This window comes from Planotetraspora thailandica, from assembly GCF_016863335.1.
GTDB classification, from domain to species: Bacteria; Actinomycetota; Actinomycetes; order Streptosporangiales; family Streptosporangiaceae; genus Planotetraspora; species Planotetraspora thailandica.
This window is the reverse complement of sequence record NZ_BOOR01000051.1, coordinates 37,579-59,836: the sequence shown is the minus strand read 5'-3', so window position 1 is coordinate 59,836 and position 22,258 is coordinate 37,579. Positions and strand designations below refer to the sequence as shown.

Genomic DNA, 22,258 nt, shown 5'->3' with positions numbered 1-22,258 from the left:
GCATATTTGCCACCTGAGTCGAGACCGGGGCTACGGACTGCAGTCGCAGTCGCAGTCGCAGTCGCAGGGGCAACAGTCGCAACAGGCACTGCAGTCGCAGCAGTCGCCGCCGAGTCGGCAGCGGTCGGTCCAAGGTTCGTCGCGATGGCTGCTCCACGGAGGGCGGTACAGGCCGCAGGTCACGAAGGTGAGCAACCCCGCTCCGGCCGACCTCACCGGTCCCGGGCGCGTGTGCCGCACGGCGAAGGCCCGGTCCACGGCCCTGCGGGTCTCGCCTGCCAGGAGCGCCTCGACGAGGTGCCGCTCCCGCAGGTCCAAGCCCCGTACGGCCAGGCCGAGCCCGTGCACGGCGTCGTCGCAAAGCCGCCTGGTCTCGGCGAGCGAGGTGCCGGTGGCCGTGAGCGGGTTGTATCGCCCGCGTGCCCGGTCGTCCTCCAGGTCTTCCACGGCGTCGAGCAGGTGGGCGATCCGGCCGAACAGGCGCCCGGCCTCGCGGAGGTTCTCGGCGTTGTGCGGGGTGCTCGCGAGGATCGCGGTGTGGGCGAAGGCGGCGGCCGCGGCCTCCTCGGTCGGTTCGGTGAGCCGTGGCAGAGGAAGGCCGCCCGTGGCCTCCAGCACGGCCTGCCGTTCGGCGGCGGCGGTGAGCACGCGCGTGTCGAATCCGATCGACGCGGCGTCCCGCTCGGCGGCGGCGGTCCAGGACGTCGCGACGCGCCGGAGCGGGGCTCCGGCGAAGCGGCGTCCGGCCGGCCCGTCGCCGTCAACCGCGTGGTCGCGGATCTTCCCCGCGGCCAGGGCCAGCGAAGCAACGGCCGCGAGCCGGGACCCCTGGTCGCGGGAGGCGATCACGTCGGCGGAGCGGAATCCGCGCAGCGCGCAGGGGCCCGCGGTCCGATGCGCGGGCGGCCGGTCGGCCTGGGCTTCGGTCAGGACGGACAGGACGAGCCCGTCGTAGTTCGTCGCGGCCCTCGCCACCTGCCCGTGCCGGTCGCGCAGCGTGAGGCACAGCCCGCACAGGTGGGCCCGCCAGGCGCTCAGAACGGCCGCGCAGGAGTGGTCGGCGCACGGCCGGAGGATGCCGAACATCGATGCCCTTCTCGAGACAGGCGTACAGGATCTTACGGGCCCCGTTCGGCGCACAATTAGGGGATGAGGGGTGCTAACGGGTTCAAAGTGCTTATCGATGGCCACATCGCCACGCTCGTCATCGACCGGCCGGAGAAGCGGAATGCGATGACGGCGGCGATGTGGCGGGAACTGCCCGGCCTGCTTGCCGAACTTGCCGCGAACCCGGAGATTCGTGTTCTCGTGCTTACCGGAGCAGAGTCCACATTTTGCGCCGGTGCGGATATATCGGAAATTGCGTCACTTGGACATGAAGGTGATGACACCGGGCTCACGGCCGCCGCCGAACAGGCGCTGGCCGAGTTCCCGAAACCCGTGATCGCCGCGATCGAGGGCTACTGCGTGGGCGGCGGATGCCAGCTCGCCGTGGCCTGCGACATCCGGATCGCCTCCTCCGGCGCCCGGTTCGGCGTCACTCCCGCGAGACTCGGGATCGTCTACCCGCTGGGCGCGACCCGGCGCCTGGCGCGGCTGGTCGGCCCGTCGGCGGCCAAGCTCCTGATCTTCTCGGCCGAACTCGTCGACGCGGGCAATGCCGTACGGATCGGGCTCGTGGACGAGGTGGTGCCACCGGATGAACTGGACGCCCGTGTGTACGGCCTGGCCGCCACGATGGCGGAGCGGTCACGGCTGACCCTGACGGCCGCGAAGCAGATCATCGACGGCCGCGCGGGTGAGGCCGACTTCCTGGCCTGGCAGCGGGAGTCCGTCGAGAGCGGCGAATTGGCCGAAGGCCTCAACGCATTCGGGGAGGGGCGTTCCCCTCGATTCTCTTGGGATGCAAAATAGGCATAAACGGGACTCGCAGTGGTAATGACCCTGTGAGGTGTGTGATGTCACAGAATCCATTCGCCAGGTTCGTCAGATGGCTCGGACTTGACAGGAATCCGCTCCGTCGCCGGTGTGACCGGGTCGAGGGGCTGGTCCGGCTTGCCGCCGTACTGGGCGTGATCGTCGCCGTGGTCTGCGGTGTGATCCTCGGCTTCCGCGAGTTCGGCGCCGGAGTGCGGACCGAGGCGCAGGAGGCGCGAGCCCGGCATCTGGTGAGTGCGACCCTGACCGAGAACGTGTCCGCGCCACGCCTGTCGGCGGCCGGGGCGGCCGTCGGCCACGCGCCGGCCGTGTGGAAGGCCCCGGACGGCACCGAGCGGACGGGCACCATCGATGTGAGCCCGACCAAGGCGGCCGGCGACAGCGTGCAGGTCTGGGTCGACGACCGCGGCGCCCTCACTCAGCGGCCCCAGGACAGGGAGACCACGATCGTCGCCGCCCTGACAGTGGGGACCGGAGTCCCGCTGACCGCGGCGGCCTTCCTGGCGATGCTGGTCGTGGTGACCCGCTCGGTGAACCAGCGGCGCGCCCGCCGCGTGTGGGAGGCCCAGTGGACGGTCGTCGAGCCCATGTGGCGGATCAACGGCCGGTGAGCGGGCTCAGCGGTCGACGATCTCGTTCTTCCCGATGACCACGACGCCGCTGCGCGTCACGGTGAAGCGCTTGCTGTCGTATTCGAGGTCGAAGCCGATCCTGGCGCCGTCGGGGATGACCACGTTCTTGTCGATGATCGCCCGCCGTACGACGGCACCTCTGCCGATCTTCACACACCCCATCAGGACCGAGTCCTCGACGTGCGAGTGCGAGTGGAGCACCACGCCGGGAGAAAGGATCGACCGCAGAGCGGTGCCGCCCGAGACGATGACGCCGGGTGAGACGATCGACTCCAGCGCGTGGCCGATCCGGTCCCCCTCGTTGTGCACGAACTTCGCCGGAGGCAGCGGTTCGTTGCCGGTGTAGATGGGCCACCTGTCGTTGTAGAGGTTGAAGACCGGGTGGACCGAGATGAGGTCCATGTTGGCCTCGTAGTAGGCGTCCAGCGTCCCCACGTCGCGCCAGTAGCCCCGGTCGCGGTCGGTCGAGCCGGGCACCACGTTGTGGGCGAAGTCGTACACCTCGGCCCCGCCGCTCTTGACGAACATCGGGATGATGTTGCCGCCCAGGTCGTGCCTGCTGCTCGGGTCGAGCGCGTCCTCGCGCAGGGCCTCGATCAGGGCCTGGGTCTTGAAGACGTAGTTGCCCATCGAGGCGTAGATCTGGTCGGGCGCGTCCGCCAGGCCCACCGCGTCCTTCGGCTTCTCCTTGAAGGCGACGATGCGCCGGCCCGACGGGTCGGTCTCGATGACGCCGAACTGGTCGGCGAGGTCGAGCGGTTGCCGGATCGCCGCGACCGTGACGTCGGCGCCGGAGTCGATGTGCTGGTCGACCATCTGCCGGGGGTCCATCCGGTAGATGTGGTCCGCGCCGAAGACGATCACGTGGTCGGGCAGTTCGTCGTAGATCAGGTTCAGGTTCTGGAACAGCGCGTCGGCCGATCCGGAGAACCAGTGAGGCCCGAGCCGCTGCTGGGCGGGGACGGGAGTGACGTAGTTGCCCAGCATCGCCGACAGCCGCCACGTGCGGGAGATGTGCCGGTCGAGACTGTGGTTCTTGTACTGCGTCAGCACCACGATCTGCAGGTAATGCGCGTTGGCGAGGTTCGACAACACGAAGTCGATGAGCCGGTAGATCCCCCCGAACGGGACGGCCGGCTTGGCCCGGTCCGCGGTCAGCGGCATCAGCCGCTTCCCTTCACCACCTGCGAGCACGATCGCGAGGACCTTCATAGGGAGGACCTTAACCCCCCAAAGGCTCGACAAACACCCGGACGGTACGACCTAAGCTCCTGGTATGCGTGTCGATCTGCTGAGCCGTGAGTATCCACCCGATGTGTACGGCGGTGCCGGAGTCCATGTGGAGTACCTCGCACGGGAGCTGCGCGAACTGGCCGACGTACGGGTGCGGTGCTTCGGAGAGCCCCGTCAGGAGCCCGGGGTGACGGCCTATCCCGTCCCCGGCGGTCTGTCGGAGGCCAACGCGGCCCTCCAGGTGCTGGGGGTCGACCTGGAGATGGCCGCGGGATGCCAGGGAGCGAGCCTCGTGCACAGCCACACCTGGTATGCCAATTTCGCCGGGCACGTGGCCAAGATGCTGTACGGCACGCCCCACGTCGTCACCACCCACAGCCTGGAGCCCCTGCGCCCCTGGAAGGCCGAGCAACTCGGCGGCGGCTACACCCTGTCGTCGTGGGCCGAGCGCACGGCCCTGGCGGCCGCTGACGCGATCATCGCGGTGTCCGAGGGCATGCGGCGTGACGTGCTGTCGGCCTACCCCGAGATCGCGCCCGACCGGGTGACGGTGATCCACAACGGCATCGACACCGAGGAGTACGCGCCCTCCCACGGCACCGAGGCCCTCCTGCGCCACGGCATCGACCCGGCCCGGCCGTACGTCGTGTTCGTCGGCCGCATCACGCGGCAGAAGGGCCTGGTGCACCTCCTGCACGCGGCCCGCTCGTTCGACCCCGGGGCGCAGCTCGTGCTCTGCGCGGGAGCCCCGGACACCCCGGAGATCGCCGCAGAGGTCACGGGCCTGGTCGAGGGCCTGTCGGCGGCCAGGGACGGCGTCGTCTGGATCCGCGAGATGCTGCCCAGGCCCGAGGTCATCCAGATCCTGACCCACGCGGCGGTCTTCGTGTGCCCGTCGGTCTACGAGCCCATGGGCATCGTCAACCTGGAGGCCATGGCCTGCGAGACGGCCGTGGTGGCGACCGCCACGGGCGGCATTCCCGAGGTGGTCGCCGACGGCTCGACGGGCCTGCTCGTGCCGATCGAACAGGGACCCGACGGCGAGCCGCACGATCCGGACATGTTCGCCGCGGCCATCGCCGAGCGGGTCAACGGCCTGCTGCGCGACCCCGAGCTGGCCGCGACCATGGGCAAGGCGGGCCGCAGGCGCGCCGTCGAGCACTTCTCCTGGCGGGCGATCGCCGAGCAGACCCTGAAGCTCTACACGCGGGTCACGGACGCCGGGGCTCGATCATCGTGATCCCGGCGACCCCGCCGTGCGACAGTGCCGTCAGCGCCGAAGGCGCCTCGCCCAGCCCGATGGTGCGGGTCACGAGCAGGTCGGGCCGCAGCGTGCCCGCGGCGATCATCTCCAGCATCGGCGGGTAGGCGTGGGCGGCCATGCCGTGGCTGCCCACGATCTCCAGTTCGTGTGCGATCACCCGGCCCATCGGCAGCTCGGTGGCGCCGGGCAGCAGGCCGACCTGCACGTGGCGGCCCCTGCGGCGCAGGCTCGCGATCGAGGCCGCGCAGGTGGCCGCGCCGCCCAGGGCGTCCAGGGAGACGTGCGCGCCCTCGCCGGTGATCTCCCGCACCTCGGCGGCGGTGTCGGCCGAGCCGTCGGCGCGCACGCATTCCGCCGCGCCGAACCGGGCGGCCAGGTCGAGCGCGGCGGGGGAGACGTCCACGGCCACCACCCGGGCTCCCGACGCGGCGGCGATCATCACGGCTGACAGGCCGACGCCGCCGCACCCGTGCACGGCCACCCAGTCGCCGGCCCTGACCCCGCCCTGGGCCACGACCGCGCGGAACGCCGTGGCGAACCGGCAGCCGAGGCTCGCCGCGGTGGCGAACGCCATGCCGTCCGGCAAGGGCACGAGATTGACGTCGGCATGGCCTATGGCGACCTTCTCGGCGAAGGAGCCCCAGTGGGTGAAGCCCGGCTGCGTCTGGCGCTCGCACACCTGGTGGTCGCCGGCCGCGCACTGCCGGCATGTGCCGCAGGCGCAGATGAAGGGCACCATCACCCGGTCGCCCGGCCGCCGGGTGGTCACACCCGGACCGACCGACTCGACCACTCCGGCCAGTTCGTGGCCGGGCACGTGGGGCAGCACCCGGATGTCGTCGTCGTGACCCATCCAGCCGTGCCAGTCGCTGCGGCACAGCCCGGTGGCCTCCACCCTGATCACCGCGCCCTCCGGGGGAGCGACGGGGTCGGCGACCTCCCGCACCTCGGGTTCCGCGCCGAACGCCTCGTAAACCACCGCGCGCACGTGTTCTCCTGACGGTTCCGACTTGCCCGTTTCATCTGGTCATGCCTGATAAATCATGCCTTGCTGATCTGGGTACGCTGGACCGGTGATTGCGATCGACCGGGTCCGGATGGCCTTCACCGACAGGCACGGCGGCGTGAGCGCCGAGCCGTACGGCTCTCGCAACCTCGGCGGGGCGGTGGGAGACGATCTCGCGGCCGTGGCGGACAACCGGCTGAAGACCGCCGCCGAGTTCGGCGTCGGCCAGGTGGTGTTCATGCGCCAGGTCCACAGCGCCGACGTGGCCTACGTGGCCGAGCCGTACGGGGACGACCCGCCCGAGCTGGACGGCGTCTTCACCGACCGGGCCGGGCTCGGGCTGGCCGTGCTGGTCGCCGACTGCGCGCCGGTGCTGGTCGCCGATCCCGTCGCCGGGCTGGTCGGCGGCGCACACTCCGGACGGCCGGGCACCGAGGCAGGGATCGTCACCGCCCTGGTCGAGGCCATGGCGGACCACGGAGCGGAGCCGGCGAGGATGGTCGCGGCCATCGGGCCGTGCGCCTGCGGCCGCTGCTACGAGGTGCCCGCGGACATGCGCGAGCGGGTCGCCGCGCGGGTGCCCGAGATGTGGGCGACGACGAGCCGGGGCACCCCCGCGCTGGACCTCAGGGCCGGAATCGAGGCGCAGTTGCACAGGGCCGGGGTGTCCGACGTGCGCCACGACGGGCGGTGCACGATCGAGACAGCCGACCTGTACTCCTATCGGCGCGAGGGCCGGACCGGCCGCTTCGCCGGATACGTGTGGCTCCAGGGCTGACGAACAGGGCCGATGAGCAGGGCTGAGGATCAGCGTCCCGTCATCCGGCACGCCTCCGCCCACAGCTGCGACTCCATCGCCGTCTCGGCCTGCGGCGGCGTGCCCATCAGCTCCAGGCAGTCGTCGATCGTCCTCGCCAGCAGATCGCGCAGCAGCGGGTCGGGATCGAGCACGCACGCCTGCGCGATCCCGCGGACGGCGAGTTGCACGGTGTTCGGCGCGGCGTACCGGCGGAATCCCTTGGCCGAGATGCGCACCCCGCGCCTGAAGGCGAAGGCCCACCGCATGGCCTCGGGAACCTCCTCCAGCGCCTTGCGGCTGGAGTCTTGAAGGCTGCCCTCCGGCCTGCCGTCCAGCCCGGCCAGCACGTGCTCGGCCGAGAGGATCGACACCGCCATGGCGAGCTGACGCTCGTGCGCCACCACCGGCAGGGCGGAGGTCGCGCACCGCAGGGCGATGTGCGCGTCGATCCGCAGGTCGTCGCCGGTCAGCCCGATGACGGACGGGATCAGCCCGGCCAGCTTGGGGCGCGCCGCGTCGGAGGTGTGATCGTTGACGAGCCGGGCGAGCCCGGCCAGCAGCGGGTGGGTGCACGACGGGTGGTCGCTCCACCGTTCACCGGCCAAGAAGGAGGCGAGTTCCATGAAACAGGCGCCCTTGCTGGGATTGCGGTGCTTCCCACGCGAGAGCACTGGCATTGCTTGGGGCATCTGACCGTGCATGAGCTACTCCCACCAGAATCGCCCATCATGTCCCTTCCAGTGTGCGCTCAGGCGGCCGCTATGAGAAGAACCCTGCGAGCCTGGGCATGGAAGAGACACGTCAAGACCCTGTACGGCAGGCCTTCCCGGGCGTCTCTGGTGGGAGGAGATCGGCTGGGAGGAGATCAGCCGCCGCTCTTGCGGCGGAAGGAGCGCCGGCTCGCGGCTGGGCCCTGGGCGCCGTGGACCTTCGCCGAGCCCTTGCCCTGGCCGCTGGAGTTCGCCTCGGCCTGGGAGCGCCGTTTGCGCTCCAGGGCCTCGCGGAACTTGCGCTTCATCTCGTCCTCAGCCGGTTCGGGCTCGGCTCCGGACTCCGGTTCGGTGGCAGCCATGAGGACCTCCTGCTGAGAGGGAAACCACCATGCGGCGTGAACCCGATGGTGTGAGGATCACTCTATCGTCACCGGTCAGACACCTGATGACAGGAGGTGCGCTTCTGTCAGGAGATGCGATGGCAAACGGTCAGGAAAAAAGTGGTGGGCGATACTGGGATTGAACCAGTGACCTCTTCCGTGTCAGGGAAGCGCTCTCCCGCTGAGCTAATCGCCCGTTGAAACATCAGAGGTGGAGACGGGATTTGAACCCGTGTACGCGGCTTTGCAGGCCGCTGCCTCGCCTCTCGGCCACTCCACCGAGGGAGGCCCCAGCACAAAAAGACCTCTCGGAGCGGAAGACGGGATTCGAACCCGCGACCCTCACCTTGGCAAGGTGATGCTCTACCACTGAGCCACTTCCGCGTGACGCCTTGCGGCGACGAGGTAACTGTATCTGGTTTTCACCGCCGGTGCGTACTCATAACCGCTCGGCCGACGATCTCCGGAGGGCGCGATCCGCGCCGCGCTCGATCGCGGGGAGCATCATGAAGATTTCGAGGATCCGGGTGAGCCGGTGCACCTCGTTGCGGTGGAAGGCCGGCCCCTCGGCCCTCGCCAGCACGAGGGACAGGGCCAGCGGGGGGAGCGGCGCGATGATCACGTGCAGGCCGGAGGGGAGTGTCCGGGCGGCAGGGCGTGGCTCAATCTCGTCGGGCAGCGTGACGTCCTCGGGGGCGCGCCAGCTCGAGTAGACGACCGCCCGCGGAGTCCGCTCGGTGGCGGCCGCGGCCCAGTCGGCGCTGAACAGCACCGGCATGGAGTCGATCAGGGTGGCCAGGGCCCGGTCGCCCGCGCTGGTGAGGAACTTGAGGATCTCCAGCTCCGGGTAGGTGCCCGGGGCCTCGCGTGTCGACCATATCCCGTCGATCCGCACGCCGTCGACGCTCTCCAGCGCCTGCACCAGGTGCTCGCGCGGGGCCGCGTCCGGCCAGTAGACGGTGAAGTCGTCGAGCGCCCGGCCGTCGCCCCGGTCGAGCACGACCACCTGGGTGATGTCGGCGCCGACCGTTCCGAGCGCCCGGGTGACCTGTCCGAGCGATCCGGGACGGTCCGGCAGGCCGATTCTCAGTCTCAGAAGCATGATGACCTCCCCCGACCTCAATCAGCCCAGCGTAACCGGACAAAAGACCCACGTCCATGATCTTGCGCGTTCACTCTCCGGACCGGGCGAAAATGAAGATGTGAAAATCGGGACGTTCGAGGTCTGGCCCCCCGTGGTGCTCGCCCCCATGGCGGGCATCACCAACATCGGTTTCCGCAGGCTCTGCCGGGAGCAGGGCGGCGGCGTCTTCGTCTCCGAGATGATCACCTCGCGGGCACTCGTCGAGCGGGTGCCCCTGACCTTCCAGATGATCAGGTTCGGCGACGACGAGTCTCCCCGCAGCATCCAGCTCTACGGGGTGGACCCCGCCGTGATCGGCAAAGCGGCCCGGATGATCGCCGAAGAGGATCTGGCCGACCACATCGACCTCAACTTCGGTTGTCCCGTGCCCAAGGTCACCCGGCGCGGCGGCGGAGCGGCCCTGCCGTACAAGCGGAACCTGCTGCGGGCCATCCTGCGGGAGGCGGTCGGGAACGCCGGAAGCCTGCCGGTCACGATCAAGATGCGCAAGGGCATCGACGACGACCACCTCACCTACCTCGAGGCGGGCAGGATCGCCGTCGAGGAGGGCGTGTCCGCGGTGGCCCTGCACGCCCGTACGGCCAAGCAGCACTACGGCGGAACGGCCGACTGGGACGCGATCCGGCGGCTGAAGGAGGCCGTGCCGGAGATCCCGGTCCTCGGCAACGGCGACATCTGGAGCGCCGACGACGCGCTGCGCATGGTCGCCGAGACCGGCTGCGACGGCGTGGTCATCGGCCGGGGCTGCCTGGGCCGTCCCTGGCTGTTCCGCGACCTCGACCGGGCCTTCGAGGGGGAGGCCGAGCGCACACGGCCCACCCTGGGAGAGGTGGGGGCGATGATGCTCCGCCACGCCGAACTGCTGTGCCAGGTCATCGGGAGTGAGCCGCACGGGCTCGCCGACTTCCGCAAGCACGTGGGCTGGTACCTGAAGGGGTTCACCGTCGGGGCCGAGGCCCGCAGGGCGCTGACCGGCGTCGCGAGCCTCGCCGAGTTCGAGCGGCGCGTCGCCGAACTCGACCACGGCCAGCCGTGGCCGGACGACGCCGACGGCCCCCGCGGCAAGAGCGGGGAACGGGCCAAGGTCCAGCTGCCCCACAACTGGCTGGACGACTCCGAGGACATGACCGTGCCCGGGGCCGAGGCGGAGGACGCCACGTCGGGTGGCTGAACGGTCACGTGATGTAACTGTGATCAGAACATGACTTGCCGGGGTCAGGTTCCGGCGTAGCGTTCGGTCAAGGGTCGGCGGCATGCCTCACGCGGGGGTCGAGACGCTTGACGGGGACGGATCACGAGACCCACCGGGAGCCCGGCCGCCGGACGCCGCCGGTCGAGGACCTGATCGCGGAGTTCGACGCGGAACGGCCGGGCAGACGCCTTCCGCCGCGCGTGGCCGCGGGGGTCACCGTCGTCGCACTGGGCCTGTCCCTCTACGCGCTGTACTGGACCTTCCGGCCGGGGCCCGTCCTGCCGTACCGGATGGTCTTCCTGGCCGTGGTGCTGCCGCTGGCCTTCGTCTGCTACAAGCCCCGCGGGAGCGGAGGCGACCGTCCCTCGCCTCTCGACTGGGCGCTGGCGGCGCTGTCCCTGGCCGTCTGCGCCTATCCGCTCGCCGTCTTCGACGACCTCATCCGCCGCACGTTCGCGCCGACCGTGCTCGACGTCGCCGCCGGAGCGGTGCTGACGCTGCTGGTGCTGGAGGCCTGCCGCCGCACCGTCGGATGGATCCTGCCCGCCGTCTGTCTCGGGTTCGTCGCCTACGCCTACTACGGCGGCTACCTGCCGGCGGACTGGGCGATCGGGCACCGCGGCTACGACCTGGAGCGGATCGTCGCCTCGTTCGTGATGGGCACGGAAGGCGTGTACGGCGTGCCGCTCGACGTGGCCGCCACCTACATCATCCTGTTCACGATCTACGGCGCGGTGCTCGACTGTTCCGGGGCGGGCAAGTTCTTCGTCGACGTCTCGTTCGCGGCCTTCCGCCGCTCCCGGTCGGCCCCCGGCAGGACCGTCACGCTCGCGGGATTCCTGCTCGGCACGGTGAGCGGGTCGGGAGTGGCCACCACCGTGAGCGTCGGCAGCGTCGCCTGGCCCATCCTCAAGCGGGCCGGCTACCCCCGTGAACAGGCCGGTGGAGTGCTCGCCGCCGCCGGCATCGGAGCGATCCTGTCGCCGCCGACCCTGGGCGCGGCGGCGTTCATCATCGCCGAATACCTCCGGGTCGGCTACCTGACCGTGCTCGTCTACGCCGCCATCCCCACGGTGCTCTACTACCTGGGGATCTTCCTCGCGATCGAGATGGACGCGCGCAGGTACGGCACCACGGCGGCCGTCCCCGACGGCCCCCGGGCCTGGGACCTGGTCAAACGGTTCGGCTACCACTTCAGCTCGCTGTTCGTGATCGTCGTCTTGATGGCGCTCGGCCAGTCGCCGCTCCGTGCGGTCGTCTACGCCACCGCGCTGGCCTTCGCGTTGTCCTTCCTGGACCGGGAGCGCCGCCTCACCCCCCGGCGGGCGGTCCGGGCGCTGGCCGCAGGCGCCACGGGCATGCTCCCCGTGGCGGTCACCTGCGCCGCCGCCGGCACCATCGTCGCCGTCGTCACGCTGACCGGGCTCGGGTTGAAGGCGGGCTCTTTGATCGTCGGCCTGTCCGGGGGTGTGCTCGCCATAACGGCGATCGCCTGCGCCGTGGCCGTGCTGGTGCTGGGCCTGGCCGTACCGGTGACGGCGTCGTTCGTGATCGCGGCCGTCATCATCGGGCCCGCGCTGCTCGAACTGGGAGTCACCCGGGCCGAGGCGTACATGTTCGTCTTCTACTACGCCGTGTTGTCGGAGGTCAGCCCGCCCACCGCGTTGTCGGCCTTCGCCGCGTCGGCCATCACGGGCGGCAACGCCCAGCGCACGATGCTCGCGACCTGGAAGTACACCCTTCCGGCCTTCCTCGTGCCGTTCGCGTTCGTGCTCACCCCCGCGGGCTCGGCCCTGCTCGCCCAGGCGCCTGCGGAGAAGGTCCTGCTCGCCGTCGCCGTCTCCTGCCTGGCCGTGGCGGCCCTCGCCGTGGCCACAGGGGGCTGGATGCTGGGCCCGGCCGGGCTCCTCGAGCGCGCGTTGTGCGCTGTGGCGGCCGTGCTGCTGCTCGTGCTGTCGCCCGTGCCCGTCATCGCCGGACTGGCCGTGGCGGTGCTCGCGCTCGGCGTGCATCTGGTCCTGAGAAAACCGGTTACGGCAAAGAGGGAGGCGTCCCCGTGAGAGGCACGAAGGCACTGAGGCGGCTCGTCGCGCTGGCCGCGGCGGGCGCACTGATCGCCGGTTGCGGCGGAGACAGGTCGGGCACGCAGGGCGGCGGCACCCGGTTGTCGATCGCCACGGGCAACACCACCGGCGTCTACTACGTGCTCGGCGGAGGGCTGGCCGAACAGATCGGCAAGAACATCCCCGGCTACCAGGCGACCGCGGAGGCGACCGGCGCCTCGGTGGAGAACATCCAGCGTGTGGTCAAGGGGCAGTCCGACATCGCGTTCACCCTCGCCGACACCGCGGCCGACGCGGTCGCCGGCACAGGCTCGTTCGGCGGCCCGCACCCGATCCGCGCGATCGCGCGCCTCTACGACAACTACACGCACGTGCTCGCCCGGGCCGACGTGGGTGTGAAATCCGTCGCCGACCTCAAGGGCAAGCGCGTCTCCACCGGCTCACCGAACTCCGGCACCGAGGTCATCGCCCTCCGCCTGCTCGCCGCAGCCGGGCTCGACCCCGACAAGGACGTCGCCCGTCAGGCGCTGTCCCTGCCGGAAACCGTGCAGGGCCTCAAGGACGGCACGCTGGACGCGCTGGTGTGGTCGGGCGGCCTGCCCACCGCCGGCATCACCGATCTGGTGACCGGCATGGGCGACGACGTGGTGTTCGTGCCCCTGGACGACCTGCTGGGCGCCATGCGCGGCGCCCACGGCCCTGTCTACGTCGGGGGAGCCATTCCCAAGGCGACGTACGGCACGGCGTCCGACGTGCCGGCCATCGCCGTGCCGAACCTTCTCGTGGTCAACGAGAAGATGGACCCGGCGCTGGCCGAAAACCTCACCCGGCTGCTCTTCGACCACAAGGCCGACCTGGAGCGGGTGCACTCCGCCGCCAAGGACATCACGCGCGGCAACGCCCCCAAGACGGAGCCGGTGCCGCTCCACGACGGCGCGAAGAAGTACTACGGCGTCACAGGCGGGTGAGCCCCGTGACGTGCAGGACGGCCTGGCCCTCCTCGTCGGAGGCGGCCAGGTCGACCTCCGCGCCGATGCCCCAGTCGTGATGTCCCGCGGGGTCCTCGATGACCTGGCGGACCCGCCACAGCTCCTTCTCCTCCTCGATCTGGAGCAGTGCCGGGCCCCGGGCGGCGGGCCCGGTGCCGATCTCGTCGTGCTCCTCGTAGTAGGCGTCGAGCCCGGACGCCCAGTCGGTGTCGGGATAGAGCTCGACCAGTTCCTCCTCCCTGTCCAGCGCGGCCAGCTCCACCATGCGGAACATCGCGTTGCGCACCAGCACCCGGAAGGCCCGCGTGTTGGCCGTGACCGGCCGGGTCCGGGTCTCCAGCACGTCGCGGGCCTCCAGGGCCTCCGACGGGTTGGCCAGCTTCTCCCACTCGTCGATGAGGCTGGAGTCGACCTGCCGGACGAGCTCGCCGAGCCATTCGATGAGGTCGATCAGGTCGTCGCTCTTGAGGTGCTCGGGCACCGTGCGCGACAACGTGCGGTAGGCGTCGGCCAGATAACGCAGCACCGTGCCCTCCGACCTGGCCAGCTCGTAGAACTGGATGTAGTCGGTGAAGGTCATCGCCCGCTCGTACATGTCGCGCACGATCGCCTTGGGGCTGACCGTGTGGTCGCCCACCCACGGGTGCCCGCGCCGGTAGGTCTCGTAGGCGCCGAACAGCAGGTCCGACAGCGGCATCGGGTAGGTGACCTCGGCGAGCAGCTCCATGCGCTCCTCGTATTCGACGCCGTCGGCCTTCATCTGCGCGACGGCCTCGCCCCGCGCCTTGTTGAGCTGGGCGTGCAGGATCTGCCGGGGATCGTCCAGCGTCGACTCGACGATCGAGACGATGTCCAGGGCGTAGGTCGGCGACTCGGGGTTCAGCAGCTCGAAGGTCGCGAGCGCGAACGTGGACAACGCCTGGTTGAGCGCGAAGTCCTCCTGGAGGTCGACCGTCAGGCGCGCCCTGCGGCCGTGCTCGTCGGGCTCCTTGAGCGTCTCGACGATGCCCCCGGCGAGCAACGACCGGTAGATCGCGATGGCGTGGCTGATGTGCCGCCGCTGCGCCTTGCGGTCCTCGTGGTTGTCGGTGAGCAGGCGCTTCATCGCCTGGAAGCAGTCGCCCGGCCGGTTGATGACCGACAGCAGCATGGCGTTGCTCACCTTGAACCGCGAGGTCAGCGGCTCGGGCTCGGCCGTCTGGAGCTTCTCGAAGGTCTCCTCGTTCCAGCCGACGAAGCCCTCCGGCGGCTTCTTACGCGCGTAGCCGCGCCGCCGCTTCGGATCGTCGCCGATCTTGGCCAGGGCCCGCTCGTTCTCGATCACGTGGTCGGGTGCCTGGCATACGACGTATCCGACCGTGTCGAACCCGGCCCGGCCGGCCCTTCCGGCGATCTGGTGGAACTCCCTGGCTCGCAGCCGCCGTACCCGGTTGCCGTCGAACTTCGACAACGCCGTGAACAGCACGGTCCTGATGGGCACGTTGACGCCCACGCCGAGGGTGTCGGTGCCGCAGATGACCTTCAGCAGGCCGGCCTGGGCGAGCCGCTCCACGAGCCTGCGGTATTTCGGCAGCATCCCGGCGTGGTGCACGCCGATGCCGTGCCGTACGAGGCGGGACAGGGCCCGGCCGAACCGGGTGGTGAAGCGGAAGTTGCCGATCAGGGAGGCGATCGCCTCCTTCTCGGCCTTGGTCGACATGTTGATGCTCATCAGCGCCTGGGCCCGCTCCATCGCGGCGGCCTGGGTGAAGTGCACCACGTAGACGGGGGCCTGCTGCGTGGACAGCAGCTCCTCGAGGGTCTCGTGCAGCGGCGTCAGCCGGTAGGAGTAGATCAGCGGCACCGGACGCTCGGTGTTCTTCACCACCGCGGTCGGGCGTCCCGTACGGCGGGTGAGGTCCTTCTCGAACCGCTCGACGTCGCCCAGCGTCGCCGACATCAGCACGAACTGGGCCTGCGGCAGCTCGATCAGCGGCACCTGCCAGGCCCAGCCGCGGTCGGACTCGGCGTAGAAGTGGAACTCGTCCATGATGACGGTGCCGACGTCGGCGTCCGCGCCGTCGCGCAGCGCGATCTGGGCGAGGATCTCGGCGGTGCAGCAGATGATCGGCGCGTCCGCGTTGACCGAGGCGTCGCCGGTGAGCATCCCGACGTTCTCGGTGCCGAAGATCGCGCACAGATCGAAGAACTTCTCCGACACCAGGGCCTTGATCGGCGCGGTGTAGAAGCTGACCTCGTCGCGGGCCAGCGCGGCGAAGTGCGCGCCCGCGGCGACCAGGCTCTTGCCCGACCCGGTCGGCGTGGAAAGGATCACATTGTTGCCGGAGACGACCTCGATCAGTGCCTCCTCCTGCGCCGGGTAGAGCGTGAGCCCCCGCTCGGAGTTCCACGCGACGAAGGCGTCGAACAACGAGTCCGGTTCCGAGTCATCGGGGAGGTGGCGAAGGAGGCTCATAATTTCACTCACCTTCCTATCCTGCCGAAACGTCGGCGCTGCTTCGACCGGGACACGACCGGCACACAGTGGGCAACAACCGGCCAAGCTGCGTCAAAGCGCGTGGCGTAGGGAGAACGTCCCAGGTCAAAGCCACAAACTAGCGTCATGGGGGAGATGAGGGCCGGGTTCGCCTCACGGCGTCGCGGCCGGATCGTCGACGCGCTGCTCGCGCTGGCCGTGGTCGCGTACACCATTCCCCACACGTTGTTGCGGCCGTACCACTGGTTTCCCGTGCCGCCGTGGCTCGCGGTCGTGTCCGCCGTAGTGGCCGCCCTCACCCTGCTCGTACGGCGGCGCGCCGTCTGGCCCTCGATCGTCGGCGCGATCGCCTGCGCGGCCCTCACGGGACAGGGGGCGGCGCTGGCGGCCGCCGCCTATTCGATGACGGCCGTGGGCGGGGTCGCCCGGTGGCGGCCGGTCGCCGCGGGCCTGGCGGCGGTCTTCGCCGCGACGGACTACCTGGGCGCGGGCCCCGACGGGATGTTTTTCATGAGCGCTTTCCACGCCCTGGTCTTCGTCTTCCTGCCGGCGATGATCGGGCAGGGGGAGCGGCGATTCCGCGGGTTGGTGCACGAGCTGAACGACACGATGTGGCTGCGCGAGGAGCAGGCCGCCTCACGCGAACGCCGCCGCATCGCCGGCGAGCTGCACGACACCGTGACCCACGCGGTCACCGTGATGGTTCTCAACGCCGGCATCATCCAGGACAACGAGGATCCCGGCGAGATACGCAAGCTGGCCAGGGGCATCGAGGACAAGGGCGTGCGCGCCCTGACCGAGCTGCGCGAGCTGCTCACGGTGCTGCGCCGCTCGGACCTGCCCGCCTCGGCGGAGGGGCTGGACGCGATCGCCAAGCTGGTCGCCGAGGGCAACGCCACCGGCCTGCGAATCTCCCTCGACCTCGACGTGCCCCCGGGCACCCTGACCCGGCAGGCCGAGCACGCCTGCTTCCGCGTGGTCCAGGAGGGCCTCAACAACGTGCGCAAGCACGCTCCGGGCGCCCAGGTGCGGGTGGTCTGCGAGGTGTACGACGACGTCGTGAGCGTCTCCGTGGTGAACGGCCCCTGGGAGGGGCGGCCGAGGCGCCGGCACGACGTCCTGCTCCAGTCGGGCTTCGGCCTGGTGGGGCTTAAGGAGCGGGTCAACCTGGTCGGGGGCTGGCTCACCTCGGGGCCCACGCCGGAGGGCGGATTCGCCCTGACGGCCCGCATCCCCCGGCACCTGCCGGACGGGGCCCCCTGACCGCCGGAGCGGAGCCCCGGGGGGTATCGGCGATCCCAGCATGCGCGGGTCTCTCCCGGGCCGCCCGCCGGCCCCCGAAGGTGGGTCGCATGACGACAGCATTGATCACAGGTGCGAACAAGGGGATCGGTTTCGAGATCGCCAAGGGGCTGCGCGCGGCGGGCGTCACGGTGCTGGCCGGTGCCCGCGACCCCGGCAGAGGGAGAGAGGCGGCCGAGCGGCTCGGCGCGACGTTCGTCCAGCTCGACGTCACCTCGCCCGGCTCGGTGGCCGCCGCGGCGGAGCTCATCGAAAAGGAACACGAAGTGCTCGACATCCTCGTCAACAACGCGGGCATCGCGCAGGGTGGTCCCACGCCCAGTGGGACGCCTTTGGAGACGACCCGGCGGGTTTACGAGACCAACGTGTTTGGGGTCGTCGCCGTGACCAACGCCATGGTGCCCCTGCTGCGCAGGTCGCCGGCGGGACGCATCGTGAACATCTCGAGCGAGGTCGGCTCGCTCACGTTCGCCTCCGACCCGGACAGCCCCTTCTACTGGCTCAACGGCGTCGCCTACCAGTCGTCCAAGACCGCGCTCAACATGATCACGTTGTGCTACGCGAAAGAGTTCAAGGACACGGCGATCAAGGTCAACGCCTGCAACCCCGGCTACTGCGCCACCGACCTCAACGGGCACTCCGGTCACCGGACCGCCGAGCAGGGCGCCGCCGTCGCCATACGGCTGGCTCTGCTGGGGGAGGACGGCCCCACGGGGGCCTTTCTCGAGGACGAGGGCGCGCTTCCCTGGTAGGCGGGCGGCCCGGGCCGGCAGGCGCCGGCCCGGGCGAATCGTCAGACGCGCTCGAGCACGACCACCGGGATCACACGGGAGGTCCGGGTCGTGTAGACGTCGTAGTCGGGCCAGACGGCGGTCATCGTCTGCCACATGCCGGGCCGCTCCTCGGGGGTGGCGGTGCGGGCCCTCGCCTTGAACCGGTCGCCCTTGATCTGGAGCTCGACCTCGGGATCGGCCACGAGGTTCTTGTACCAAAGGGGGTGGTCGTCGGCGCCGCCCTGGGAGGCGACGAGCAGATAGGCGTCGCCGTACTCCTGGTAGATCAGCGGGGTGCTGCGCTTCTCACCCGACTTGCGGCCGGTCGTGGTGAGGATCGCGATCGTGGTGCCCCGCCATTCGTACCCTTCCTCGCCGTCGGTCGCGAGATAACGCTCGAGGTGCTCCTTGCCGAACATGCCCGTTCACCTTTCCCTCTGCTTATGAGAGTGGTCAACCGGCGGGCGCCTCGATCAATTCCAGGGCGACGTCGAGGGCGGCCGCCATGCGCTGCTCGTCGGTCAGCGTGTCGTCGACCAGGACGAACCAGGTCGCGTGCAACGCGAAGATCGCCATCGAGCGCTTGAGCCGGACGGCGGTCGAGTCGCCGGGATCGCAGAGCACGCTGAGGAGATCGGTCATGCTCTCGCGCATCTCCTCGGCCTTGCCGTGCCCGCGGAGGGCGGTCTGGTTGCGCTCCATGAACCGCATGACCTCGTGGTGGCGGCGCCGGGTCATGTCCGCGGCGTATCGCCTGATGATCTCCCGCCGGGTCTCCGGAGTGCGGGGCTGCTCCTTGGCCCAGGCGACGAGCCCGTGGACGGAGTCGAGCCGGTCCTCGAAGAGGCTGGCGACGATGTCCTCTTTGGTCTTGAAGTGGTAGTAGAGCGCGGCCTTGGTCACCCCGAGAGCCTCGGCGATCTCCCGCAAGGAGGTGGCCTCGTAGCCCTGTTCGGTGAAGAGCTTGATGGCGACATCCTGGATGCGGGTACGCGTGTTGGTTTGTGCACCCATGTCTGTTTGCCCCTATTTAACTTGACGGCCGGCAAGTAAGGAGAATACCTTAGTCCGTGCGCTAGCCGGTCGGCTAGTAAGTCTCTCGAGGGGGCACTCATCTGATGACGGAAACCGCGGCCGCGCCGGCGCGGTCCAAGGAAGTAATGGTCGTACTCCCCGGCCTCGTGCTGGCGATCATGCTGGCGATGCTGGACAACATGATCGTCGGTACCGCGATGCCGAGGATCGTGGCCGAGCTCAACGGATTGGAATACTTCACCTGGGTGACCACGGCATACGTCCTGGGCACCACGGTATCGACCCCGATCTGGGGCAAGCTCGGCGACCTCTACGGGCGCAAGAACATCTTCCTCGGTTCGATCATCCTGTTCCTGATCGGCTCGGCCCTGTGCGGCATGGCCGGCTCCGCCTTCTTCGGCGGCACAGGCGACGGCATGACCGAGCTCATCGCGTTCCGCGCGCTGCAGGGTCTCGGCGCGGGCGGCCTCATGGTCAACGTGATGGCGATCATCGGCGACCTGGTCCCGCCGCGCGAGCGCGGTCAGTACCAGGGCATCATGGCTGCGATGATGTCGCTCGCGATGATCGCGGGCCCGCTCGTCGGCGGCTTCATCACCGACCACCTGAACTGGCGCTGGGCGTTCTACGTCAACCTGCCGCTGGGCGGCGTCGCCCTCCTGTGGCTGATCGCCAAGCTGCACCTGCCGAGGAAGCGCACCGAGCACCGCATCGACTGGTTCGGCGCGGCCGTCCTCACCGTCGGCATCACCGCCCTCGTGCTGATCACCTCGTGGGGTGGTCAGGCGCACGGCTACGCCTGGGGTTCCTGGCAGATCATCGGCCTCATCGTCCTCGCGGTGGTGGCGCTCGCGCTGTTCATCCCGATCGAGCGGCGCGCCGCCGAGCCGATCATGCCGCTGCACGTGTTCAAGAACCGCAACTTCTCGCTGGTGTCGGTCGTCGGCTTCCTGCTCGGCTTCGCGATGTTCGGCGCGATCAGCTTCATGCCGCTGTTCCAGCAGACCGTCCAGGGCGCCTCGGCGACCAACTCCGGCCTGCTCCTTCTGCCGATGATGGGCGCGATGATGGTCGTGTCGCTCTTCGTCGGCCGGGCGATCACCAAGACCGGCAAGTACAAGGTCTACCCGGTGATCGGCGGCGTCATCATGGCGGTCGGCATGTGGCTGCTGTCGCTGCAGGACGTCAACACCACCACCCTGCAGACCGGCATCTTCATCGCCGTGCTCGGCCTCGGCATGGGCTTCCTGATGCAGACCAGCATGCTGATCGCGCAGAACAGCGTCGAGCAGAAGGACCTCGGCGTGGCCAGCAGCGCCTCGACGTTCTTCCGGTCCATCGGCGGCTCGTTCGGCATCTCGCTCTTCGGCGCGATCTTCAATGAGCACCTGACGAAGAGCCTCACCGAGAAGATCGGCCCGGAGGCCGCCGCGGCGGTCAGCGCGAGTGGCGGTCAGATGAGCACGGCCGCGCTCGGCCAGCTGCCTCCGCAGATCAAGGCCGGCTTCCTGGAGTCGCTTGCCGGCTCCATCAGCTCGGTCTTCGGCTGGGCGGTCGTGTTCGCCGTGCTGGTGCCGATCGTCGCCTTCTTCATCAAGGAGATCCCGCTCCGGGGCGGCAACTCCACCCAGAGTGAGGAGCAGCAGCCCCTCGCTCTCGCCGTCGAGTAACGGCTTGTTCAGCACGTACCTTCCGGGAGACGTGTACGGCTCACGCCCATCGCGGGCGTGAGCCGTACCACGTCTTCTTGCGTTTCATCTGCCTGTCACGCGGAGTGCTCCGTGCGGTCGGCCGACCAGTCCGTGTGGAACGAGCCCTCCCGGTCGACCCGCCGGTAGGTGTGGGCGCCGAAGAAGTCCCGCAGGCCCTGCACCAGCGCCGCGGGCAGGCGGTCCCTGCGCAGGCCGTCGTAGTAGGCGAGCGCGGACGAGAAGCCCGGCGTCGGCACGCCGATCGTCGCCGCCGTGGCGACCACGCGGCGCCAGGCGTCCTGCGCCTCCGACAGCGCGCTCGCGAACGTGGGGTCGACCAGCAGTGTCGGCAGCTTCCGGTCGGCGTCGTAGGCCGCGCGGATCCGGTCGAGGAAGCGCGCCCTGATGATGCACCCGCCGCGCCAGATCGTGGCCATCGCGCCGAGATCGATGTCCCAGCCGTACTCCTTGCTGGCCTCGGCCATCTGGTCGAAGCCCTGGGCGTAGGCGACGATCTTCGATGCGTAGAGCGCCCGCCGCACGTCCTCCACCAGGTCGGCGTGTACGCCGGCCTCCGGCTTGGCCGTCGCGTCCGGCCCGGCGAGCCCGCGTGCCGCGGCCCGCTGGTCGGGGTGGCCCGACAGGGCGCGCGAGAACACAGCCTCGGCGATGCCGGTCACCGGGACGCCCAGGTCGAGGGCGCTCTGCACCGTCCAGCGGCCGGTGCCCTTCTGCTCGGCCTGGTCCACCACGACATCCACGAACGGCCTGCCGGTCGCCGCGTCGACGTGGCCGAGCACCTCGGCGGTGATCTCGATGAGGTACGACTCCAGTTCGCCCCGGTTCCACTCGCGGAAGATCTCGGCGAGCTCGGCCGGGCTGAGCCCGAGGGCCTGCCGCAGCAGGTCGTAGGACTCCGCGATGAGCTGCATGTCGGAGTACTCGATGCCGTTGTGGACCATCTTCACGAAGTGGCCCGCGCCGTCGGGGCCCACGTGCACGCAGCACGGGGTGCCGTCGACCTTGGCGGCGATGTCCTCCAGCAGCGGCCCGAGCGTCTTGTAGGCCTCGGCCGCGCCGCCGGGCATGATGCTCGGCCCGTTGAGCGCGCCCTCCTCGCCGCCGGAGATCCCCGTGCCCACGAAGTGCAGGCCGCGCTCCTTCAGCGCCGCCTCGCGGCGGCGGGTGTCCTCGTAGTTGGCGTTGCCGCCGTCGATGATCATGTCGCCCGGCTCCATGTAGGCGGCCAGCTCCTCGATCACCGCGTCGGTGGGCGCTCCCGCCTTCACCATGATGATCGCCTTACGCGGCCGGTTGAGGGAGGCGACGAACTCCTCGACCGACCCTGAGGGGAGGAAGGCGCCCTCGCCGGCGTGGTCGTCCATGAGCTGCCTGGTGCGCTCCTCGGTGCGGTTGTGCACCGCGACCACGTATCCGTGATGAGCGAAGTTCCTGGCCAGATTGCGCCCCATCGTGGCGAGTCCGGTCACTCCGATGTCTGCCTTTTCCATGCTCCAGTCATATACCTGGCGGACGGGTCGCGGTGGAAGCGGGAGGGCTGATCCCGAGTCACGGTTTGCATGGGTCGCCTATCATGACAAAACCCGGCTAATCCGACAGGTTTTCTA

At 69.8% G+C, this 22,258-nt stretch carries 20 protein-coding genes and 3 tRNA genes; 10 read left to right on the top strand and 13 right to left on the bottom strand.

The genetic code is table 11. The features are described 5' to 3' along the window. Positions 1–30: 30 nt before the first annotated feature. A complete protein-coding gene (locus Pth03_RS28770; RefSeq protein WP_203947541.1) occupies positions 31–1,086 on the bottom strand; it encodes a DUF5685 family protein in 1,056 nt (351 codons plus the stop codon). 87 nt (positions 1,087–1,173) lie between these two features. Here Pth03_RS28770 and Pth03_RS28765 point away from each other — a divergent pair, with 87 nt between their 5' ends. Both Pth03_RS28765 and Pth03_RS28760 read left to right on the top strand, forming a co-directional pair. Beyond that, the gene (locus tag Pth03_RS28765; protein ID WP_239119444.1) at positions 1,174–1,914 is read left to right on the top strand and encodes an enoyl-CoA hydratase/isomerase family protein; all 741 of its coding nucleotides are present in this window, start codon (positions 1,174–1,176) and stop codon (positions 1,912–1,914) included. Positions 1,915–1,958: 44 nt separating this feature from the next. Next, positions 1,959–2,549 (top strand): Rv1733c family protein, encoded by a 591-nt coding sequence (locus Pth03_RS28760; RefSeq protein WP_203947539.1) that lies wholly within the window; start codon positions 1,959–1,961, stop codon positions 2,547–2,549. A 6-nt stretch (positions 2,550–2,555) separates the two neighbouring features. On the opposite strand, the gene glgC is transcribed toward Pth03_RS28760, so the two are convergent. After that, positions 2,556–3,782 carry a glucose-1-phosphate adenylyltransferase gene (gene glgC / locus Pth03_RS28755; protein WP_203947538.1) on the bottom strand — a complete coding sequence of 409 codons (1,227 nt, stop codon included), beginning with the start codon at positions 3,780–3,782 and terminating at the stop codon, positions 2,556–2,558. Positions 3,783–3,846: 64 nt separating this feature from the next. Between glgC and glgA the strand changes: the two genes are divergently transcribed. Next, positions 3,847–5,043, top strand: coding sequence for a glycogen synthase (gene glgA, locus Pth03_RS28750; RefSeq protein ID WP_203947537.1), 1,197 nt, complete (start codon positions 3,847–3,849; stop codon positions 5,041–5,043). Here glgA and Pth03_RS28745 read toward each other — a convergent pair. Beyond that, entirely contained in the window at positions 5,015–6,055 is a 1,041-nt protein-coding gene (locus Pth03_RS28745) for a zinc-dependent alcohol dehydrogenase family protein (protein WP_203947536.1), read from the bottom strand. The two genes, glgA and Pth03_RS28745, sit on opposite strands and share 29 nt — an antisense overlap. A gap of 109 nt (positions 6,056–6,164) precedes the next feature. Between Pth03_RS28745 and pgeF the strand changes: the two genes are divergently transcribed. Continuing rightward, on the top strand, positions 6,165–6,851 hold the full coding sequence (gene pgeF, locus Pth03_RS28740; protein ID WP_203947584.1) for a peptidoglycan editing factor PgeF: 687 nt from the start codon (positions 6,165–6,167) through the stop codon (positions 6,849–6,851). Between the two features lie 29 nt (positions 6,852–6,880). Here the strand turns inward: pgeF and Pth03_RS28735 are convergent, their stop codons facing one another. The 6 genes from Pth03_RS28735 to Pth03_RS28710 form a co-directional block, all read right to left on the bottom strand. After that, positions 6,881–7,495, bottom strand: coding sequence for a hypothetical protein (locus Pth03_RS28735; protein WP_203947535.1), 615 nt, complete (start codon positions 7,493–7,495; stop codon positions 6,881–6,883). Positions 7,496–7,737: 242 nt separating this feature from the next. Further along, complete coding sequence (locus tag Pth03_RS28730) at positions 7,738–7,944, bottom strand: DUF5302 domain-containing protein (RefSeq protein WP_203947534.1); 207 nt, start codon at positions 7,942–7,944, stop codon at positions 7,738–7,740. Between the two features lie 142 nt (positions 7,945–8,086). Continuing rightward, positions 8,087–8,161: transfer RNA gene (locus Pth03_RS28725), tRNA-Val, on the bottom strand. Positions 8,162–8,174: 13 nt separating this feature from the next. Continuing rightward, positions 8,175–8,245, bottom strand: a tRNA-Cys gene (locus tag Pth03_RS28720). A gap of 32 nt (positions 8,246–8,277) precedes the next feature. After that, positions 8,278–8,349: transfer RNA gene (locus Pth03_RS28715), tRNA-Gly, on the bottom strand. A gap of 55 nt (positions 8,350–8,404) precedes the next feature. Beyond that, positions 8,405–9,067, bottom strand: coding sequence for an ACT domain-containing protein (locus Pth03_RS28710; RefSeq protein ID WP_203947533.1), 663 nt, complete (start codon positions 9,065–9,067; stop codon positions 8,405–8,407). Positions 9,068–9,167: 100 nt separating this feature from the next. Here Pth03_RS28710 and dusB point away from each other — a divergent pair, with 100 nt between their 5' ends. The 3 genes from dusB (at position 9,168) to Pth03_RS28695 (ending at position 13,332) form a co-directional block, all read left to right on the top strand. After that, the gene (gene dusB / locus Pth03_RS28705; RefSeq protein ID WP_239119443.1) at positions 9,168–10,280 is read left to right on the top strand and encodes a tRNA dihydrouridine synthase DusB; all 1,113 of its coding nucleotides are present in this window, start codon (positions 9,168–9,170) and stop codon (positions 10,278–10,280) included. Positions 10,281–10,387: 107 nt separating this feature from the next. Next, the gene (locus Pth03_RS28700) at positions 10,388–12,361 is read left to right on the top strand and encodes a TRAP transporter permease (protein ID WP_203947532.1); all 1,974 of its coding nucleotides are present in this window, start codon (positions 10,388–10,390) and stop codon (positions 12,359–12,361) included. Continuing rightward, positions 12,358–13,332, top strand: a complete 975-nt coding sequence (locus Pth03_RS28695; RefSeq protein WP_203947531.1) for a TAXI family TRAP transporter solute-binding subunit — start codon at positions 12,358–12,360, stop codon at positions 13,330–13,332. The genes Pth03_RS28700 and Pth03_RS28695 overlap by 4 nt, the downstream gene beginning before the upstream one ends. Here Pth03_RS28695 and Pth03_RS28690 read toward each other — a convergent pair. Then, positions 13,319–15,808, bottom strand: coding sequence for a DEAD/DEAH box helicase (locus Pth03_RS28690; protein ID WP_203947530.1), 2,490 nt, complete (start codon positions 15,806–15,808; stop codon positions 13,319–13,321). The genes Pth03_RS28695 and Pth03_RS28690 overlap by 14 nt on opposite strands. Positions 15,809–15,955: 147 nt before the next feature. Between Pth03_RS28690 and Pth03_RS28685 the strand changes: the two genes are divergently transcribed. Together Pth03_RS28685 and Pth03_RS28680 are read left to right on the top strand one after the other, a co-directional pair. Further along, entirely contained in the window at positions 15,956–17,092 is a 1,137-nt protein-coding gene (locus Pth03_RS28685; protein WP_203947529.1) for a sensor histidine kinase, read from the top strand. Positions 17,093–17,181: 89 nt separating this feature from the next. Beyond that, positions 17,182–17,883, top strand: coding sequence for an SDR family oxidoreductase (locus Pth03_RS28680; RefSeq protein ID WP_203947528.1), 702 nt, complete (start codon positions 17,182–17,184; stop codon positions 17,881–17,883). Between the two features lie 41 nt (positions 17,884–17,924). On the opposite strand, the gene Pth03_RS28675 is transcribed toward Pth03_RS28680, so the two are convergent. Both Pth03_RS28675 and Pth03_RS28670 read right to left on the bottom strand, forming a co-directional pair. Further along, positions 17,925–18,323: a nitroreductase family deazaflavin-dependent oxidoreductase gene (locus Pth03_RS28675; protein WP_203947527.1), complete on the bottom strand. Its 399-nt coding sequence runs from the start codon at positions 18,321–18,323 to the stop codon at positions 17,925–17,927. 34 nt (positions 18,324–18,357) lie between these two features. After that, the gene (locus Pth03_RS28670; protein ID WP_203947526.1) at positions 18,358–18,918 is read right to left on the bottom strand and encodes a TetR/AcrR family transcriptional regulator; all 561 of its coding nucleotides are present in this window, start codon (positions 18,916–18,918) and stop codon (positions 18,358–18,360) included. Positions 18,919–19,022: 104 nt separating this feature from the next. Between Pth03_RS28670 and Pth03_RS28665 the strand changes: the two genes are divergently transcribed. Next, positions 19,023–20,609: an MDR family MFS transporter gene (locus Pth03_RS28665; protein WP_203947525.1), complete on the top strand. Its 1,587-nt coding sequence runs from the start codon at positions 19,023–19,025 to the stop codon at positions 20,607–20,609. A gap of 95 nt (positions 20,610–20,704) precedes the next feature. Here Pth03_RS28665 and gnd read toward each other — a convergent pair whose 3' ends face one another. Beyond that, entirely contained in the window at positions 20,705–22,141 is a 1,437-nt protein-coding gene (gnd, locus tag Pth03_RS28660; protein WP_203947524.1) for an NADP-dependent phosphogluconate dehydrogenase, read from the bottom strand. Positions 22,142–22,258: the final 117 nt, after the last annotated feature.

Excerpts from the sequence above, each read along its gene's own strand:
- Pth03_RS28770 (WP_203947541.1), bottom strand. The coding sequence starts at position 1,086 with ATGTTCGGCATCCTCCGGCCGTGCGCCGACCACTCCTGCGCGGCCGTT.
- Pth03_RS28760 (WP_203947539.1), top strand. The coding sequence starts at position 1,959 with ATGTCACAGAATCCATTCGCCAGGTTCGTCAGATGGCTCGGACTTGAC.
- glgC (WP_203947538.1), bottom strand. The coding sequence starts at position 3,782 with ATGAAGGTCCTCGCGATCGTGCTCGCAGGTGGTGAAGGGAAGCGGCTG.
- glgA (WP_203947537.1), top strand. The coding sequence starts at position 3,847 with ATGCGTGTCGATCTGCTGAGCCGTGAGTATCCACCCGATGTGTACGGC.
- pgeF (WP_203947584.1), top strand. The coding sequence starts at position 6,165 with ATGGCCTTCACCGACAGGCACGGCGGCGTGAGCGCCGAGCCGTACGGC.
- Pth03_RS28735 (WP_203947535.1), bottom strand. The coding sequence starts at position 7,495 with ATGGAACTCGCCTCCTTCTTGGCCGGTGAACGGTGGAGCGACCACCCG.
- Pth03_RS28730 (WP_203947534.1), bottom strand. The coding sequence starts at position 7,944 with ATGGCTGCCACCGAACCGGAGTCCGGAGCCGAGCCCGAACCGGCTGAG.
- Pth03_RS28710 (WP_203947533.1), bottom strand. The coding sequence starts at position 9,067 with ATGCTTCTGAGACTGAGAATCGGCCTGCCGGACCGTCCCGGATCGCTC.
- Pth03_RS28690 (WP_203947530.1), bottom strand. The coding sequence starts at position 15,808 with ATGAGCCTCCTTCGCCACCTCCCCGATGACTCGGAACCGGACTCGTTG.
- Pth03_RS28685 (WP_203947529.1), top strand. The coding sequence starts at position 15,956 with ATGGGGGAGATGAGGGCCGGGTTCGCCTCACGGCGTCGCGGCCGGATC.
- Pth03_RS28680 (WP_203947528.1), top strand. The coding sequence starts at position 17,182 with ATGACGACAGCATTGATCACAGGTGCGAACAAGGGGATCGGTTTCGAG.
- Pth03_RS28675 (WP_203947527.1), bottom strand. The coding sequence starts at position 18,323 with ATGTTCGGCAAGGAGCACCTCGAGCGTTATCTCGCGACCGACGGCGAG.
- Pth03_RS28670 (WP_203947526.1), bottom strand. The coding sequence starts at position 18,918 with ATGGGTGCACAAACCAACACGCGTACCCGCATCCAGGATGTCGCCATC.
- Pth03_RS28665 (WP_203947525.1), top strand. The coding sequence starts at position 19,023 with ATGACGGAAACCGCGGCCGCGCCGGCGCGGTCCAAGGAAGTAATGGTC.
- gnd (WP_203947524.1), bottom strand. The coding sequence starts at position 22,141 with ATGGAAAAGGCAGACATCGGAGTGACCGGACTCGCCACGATGGGGCGC.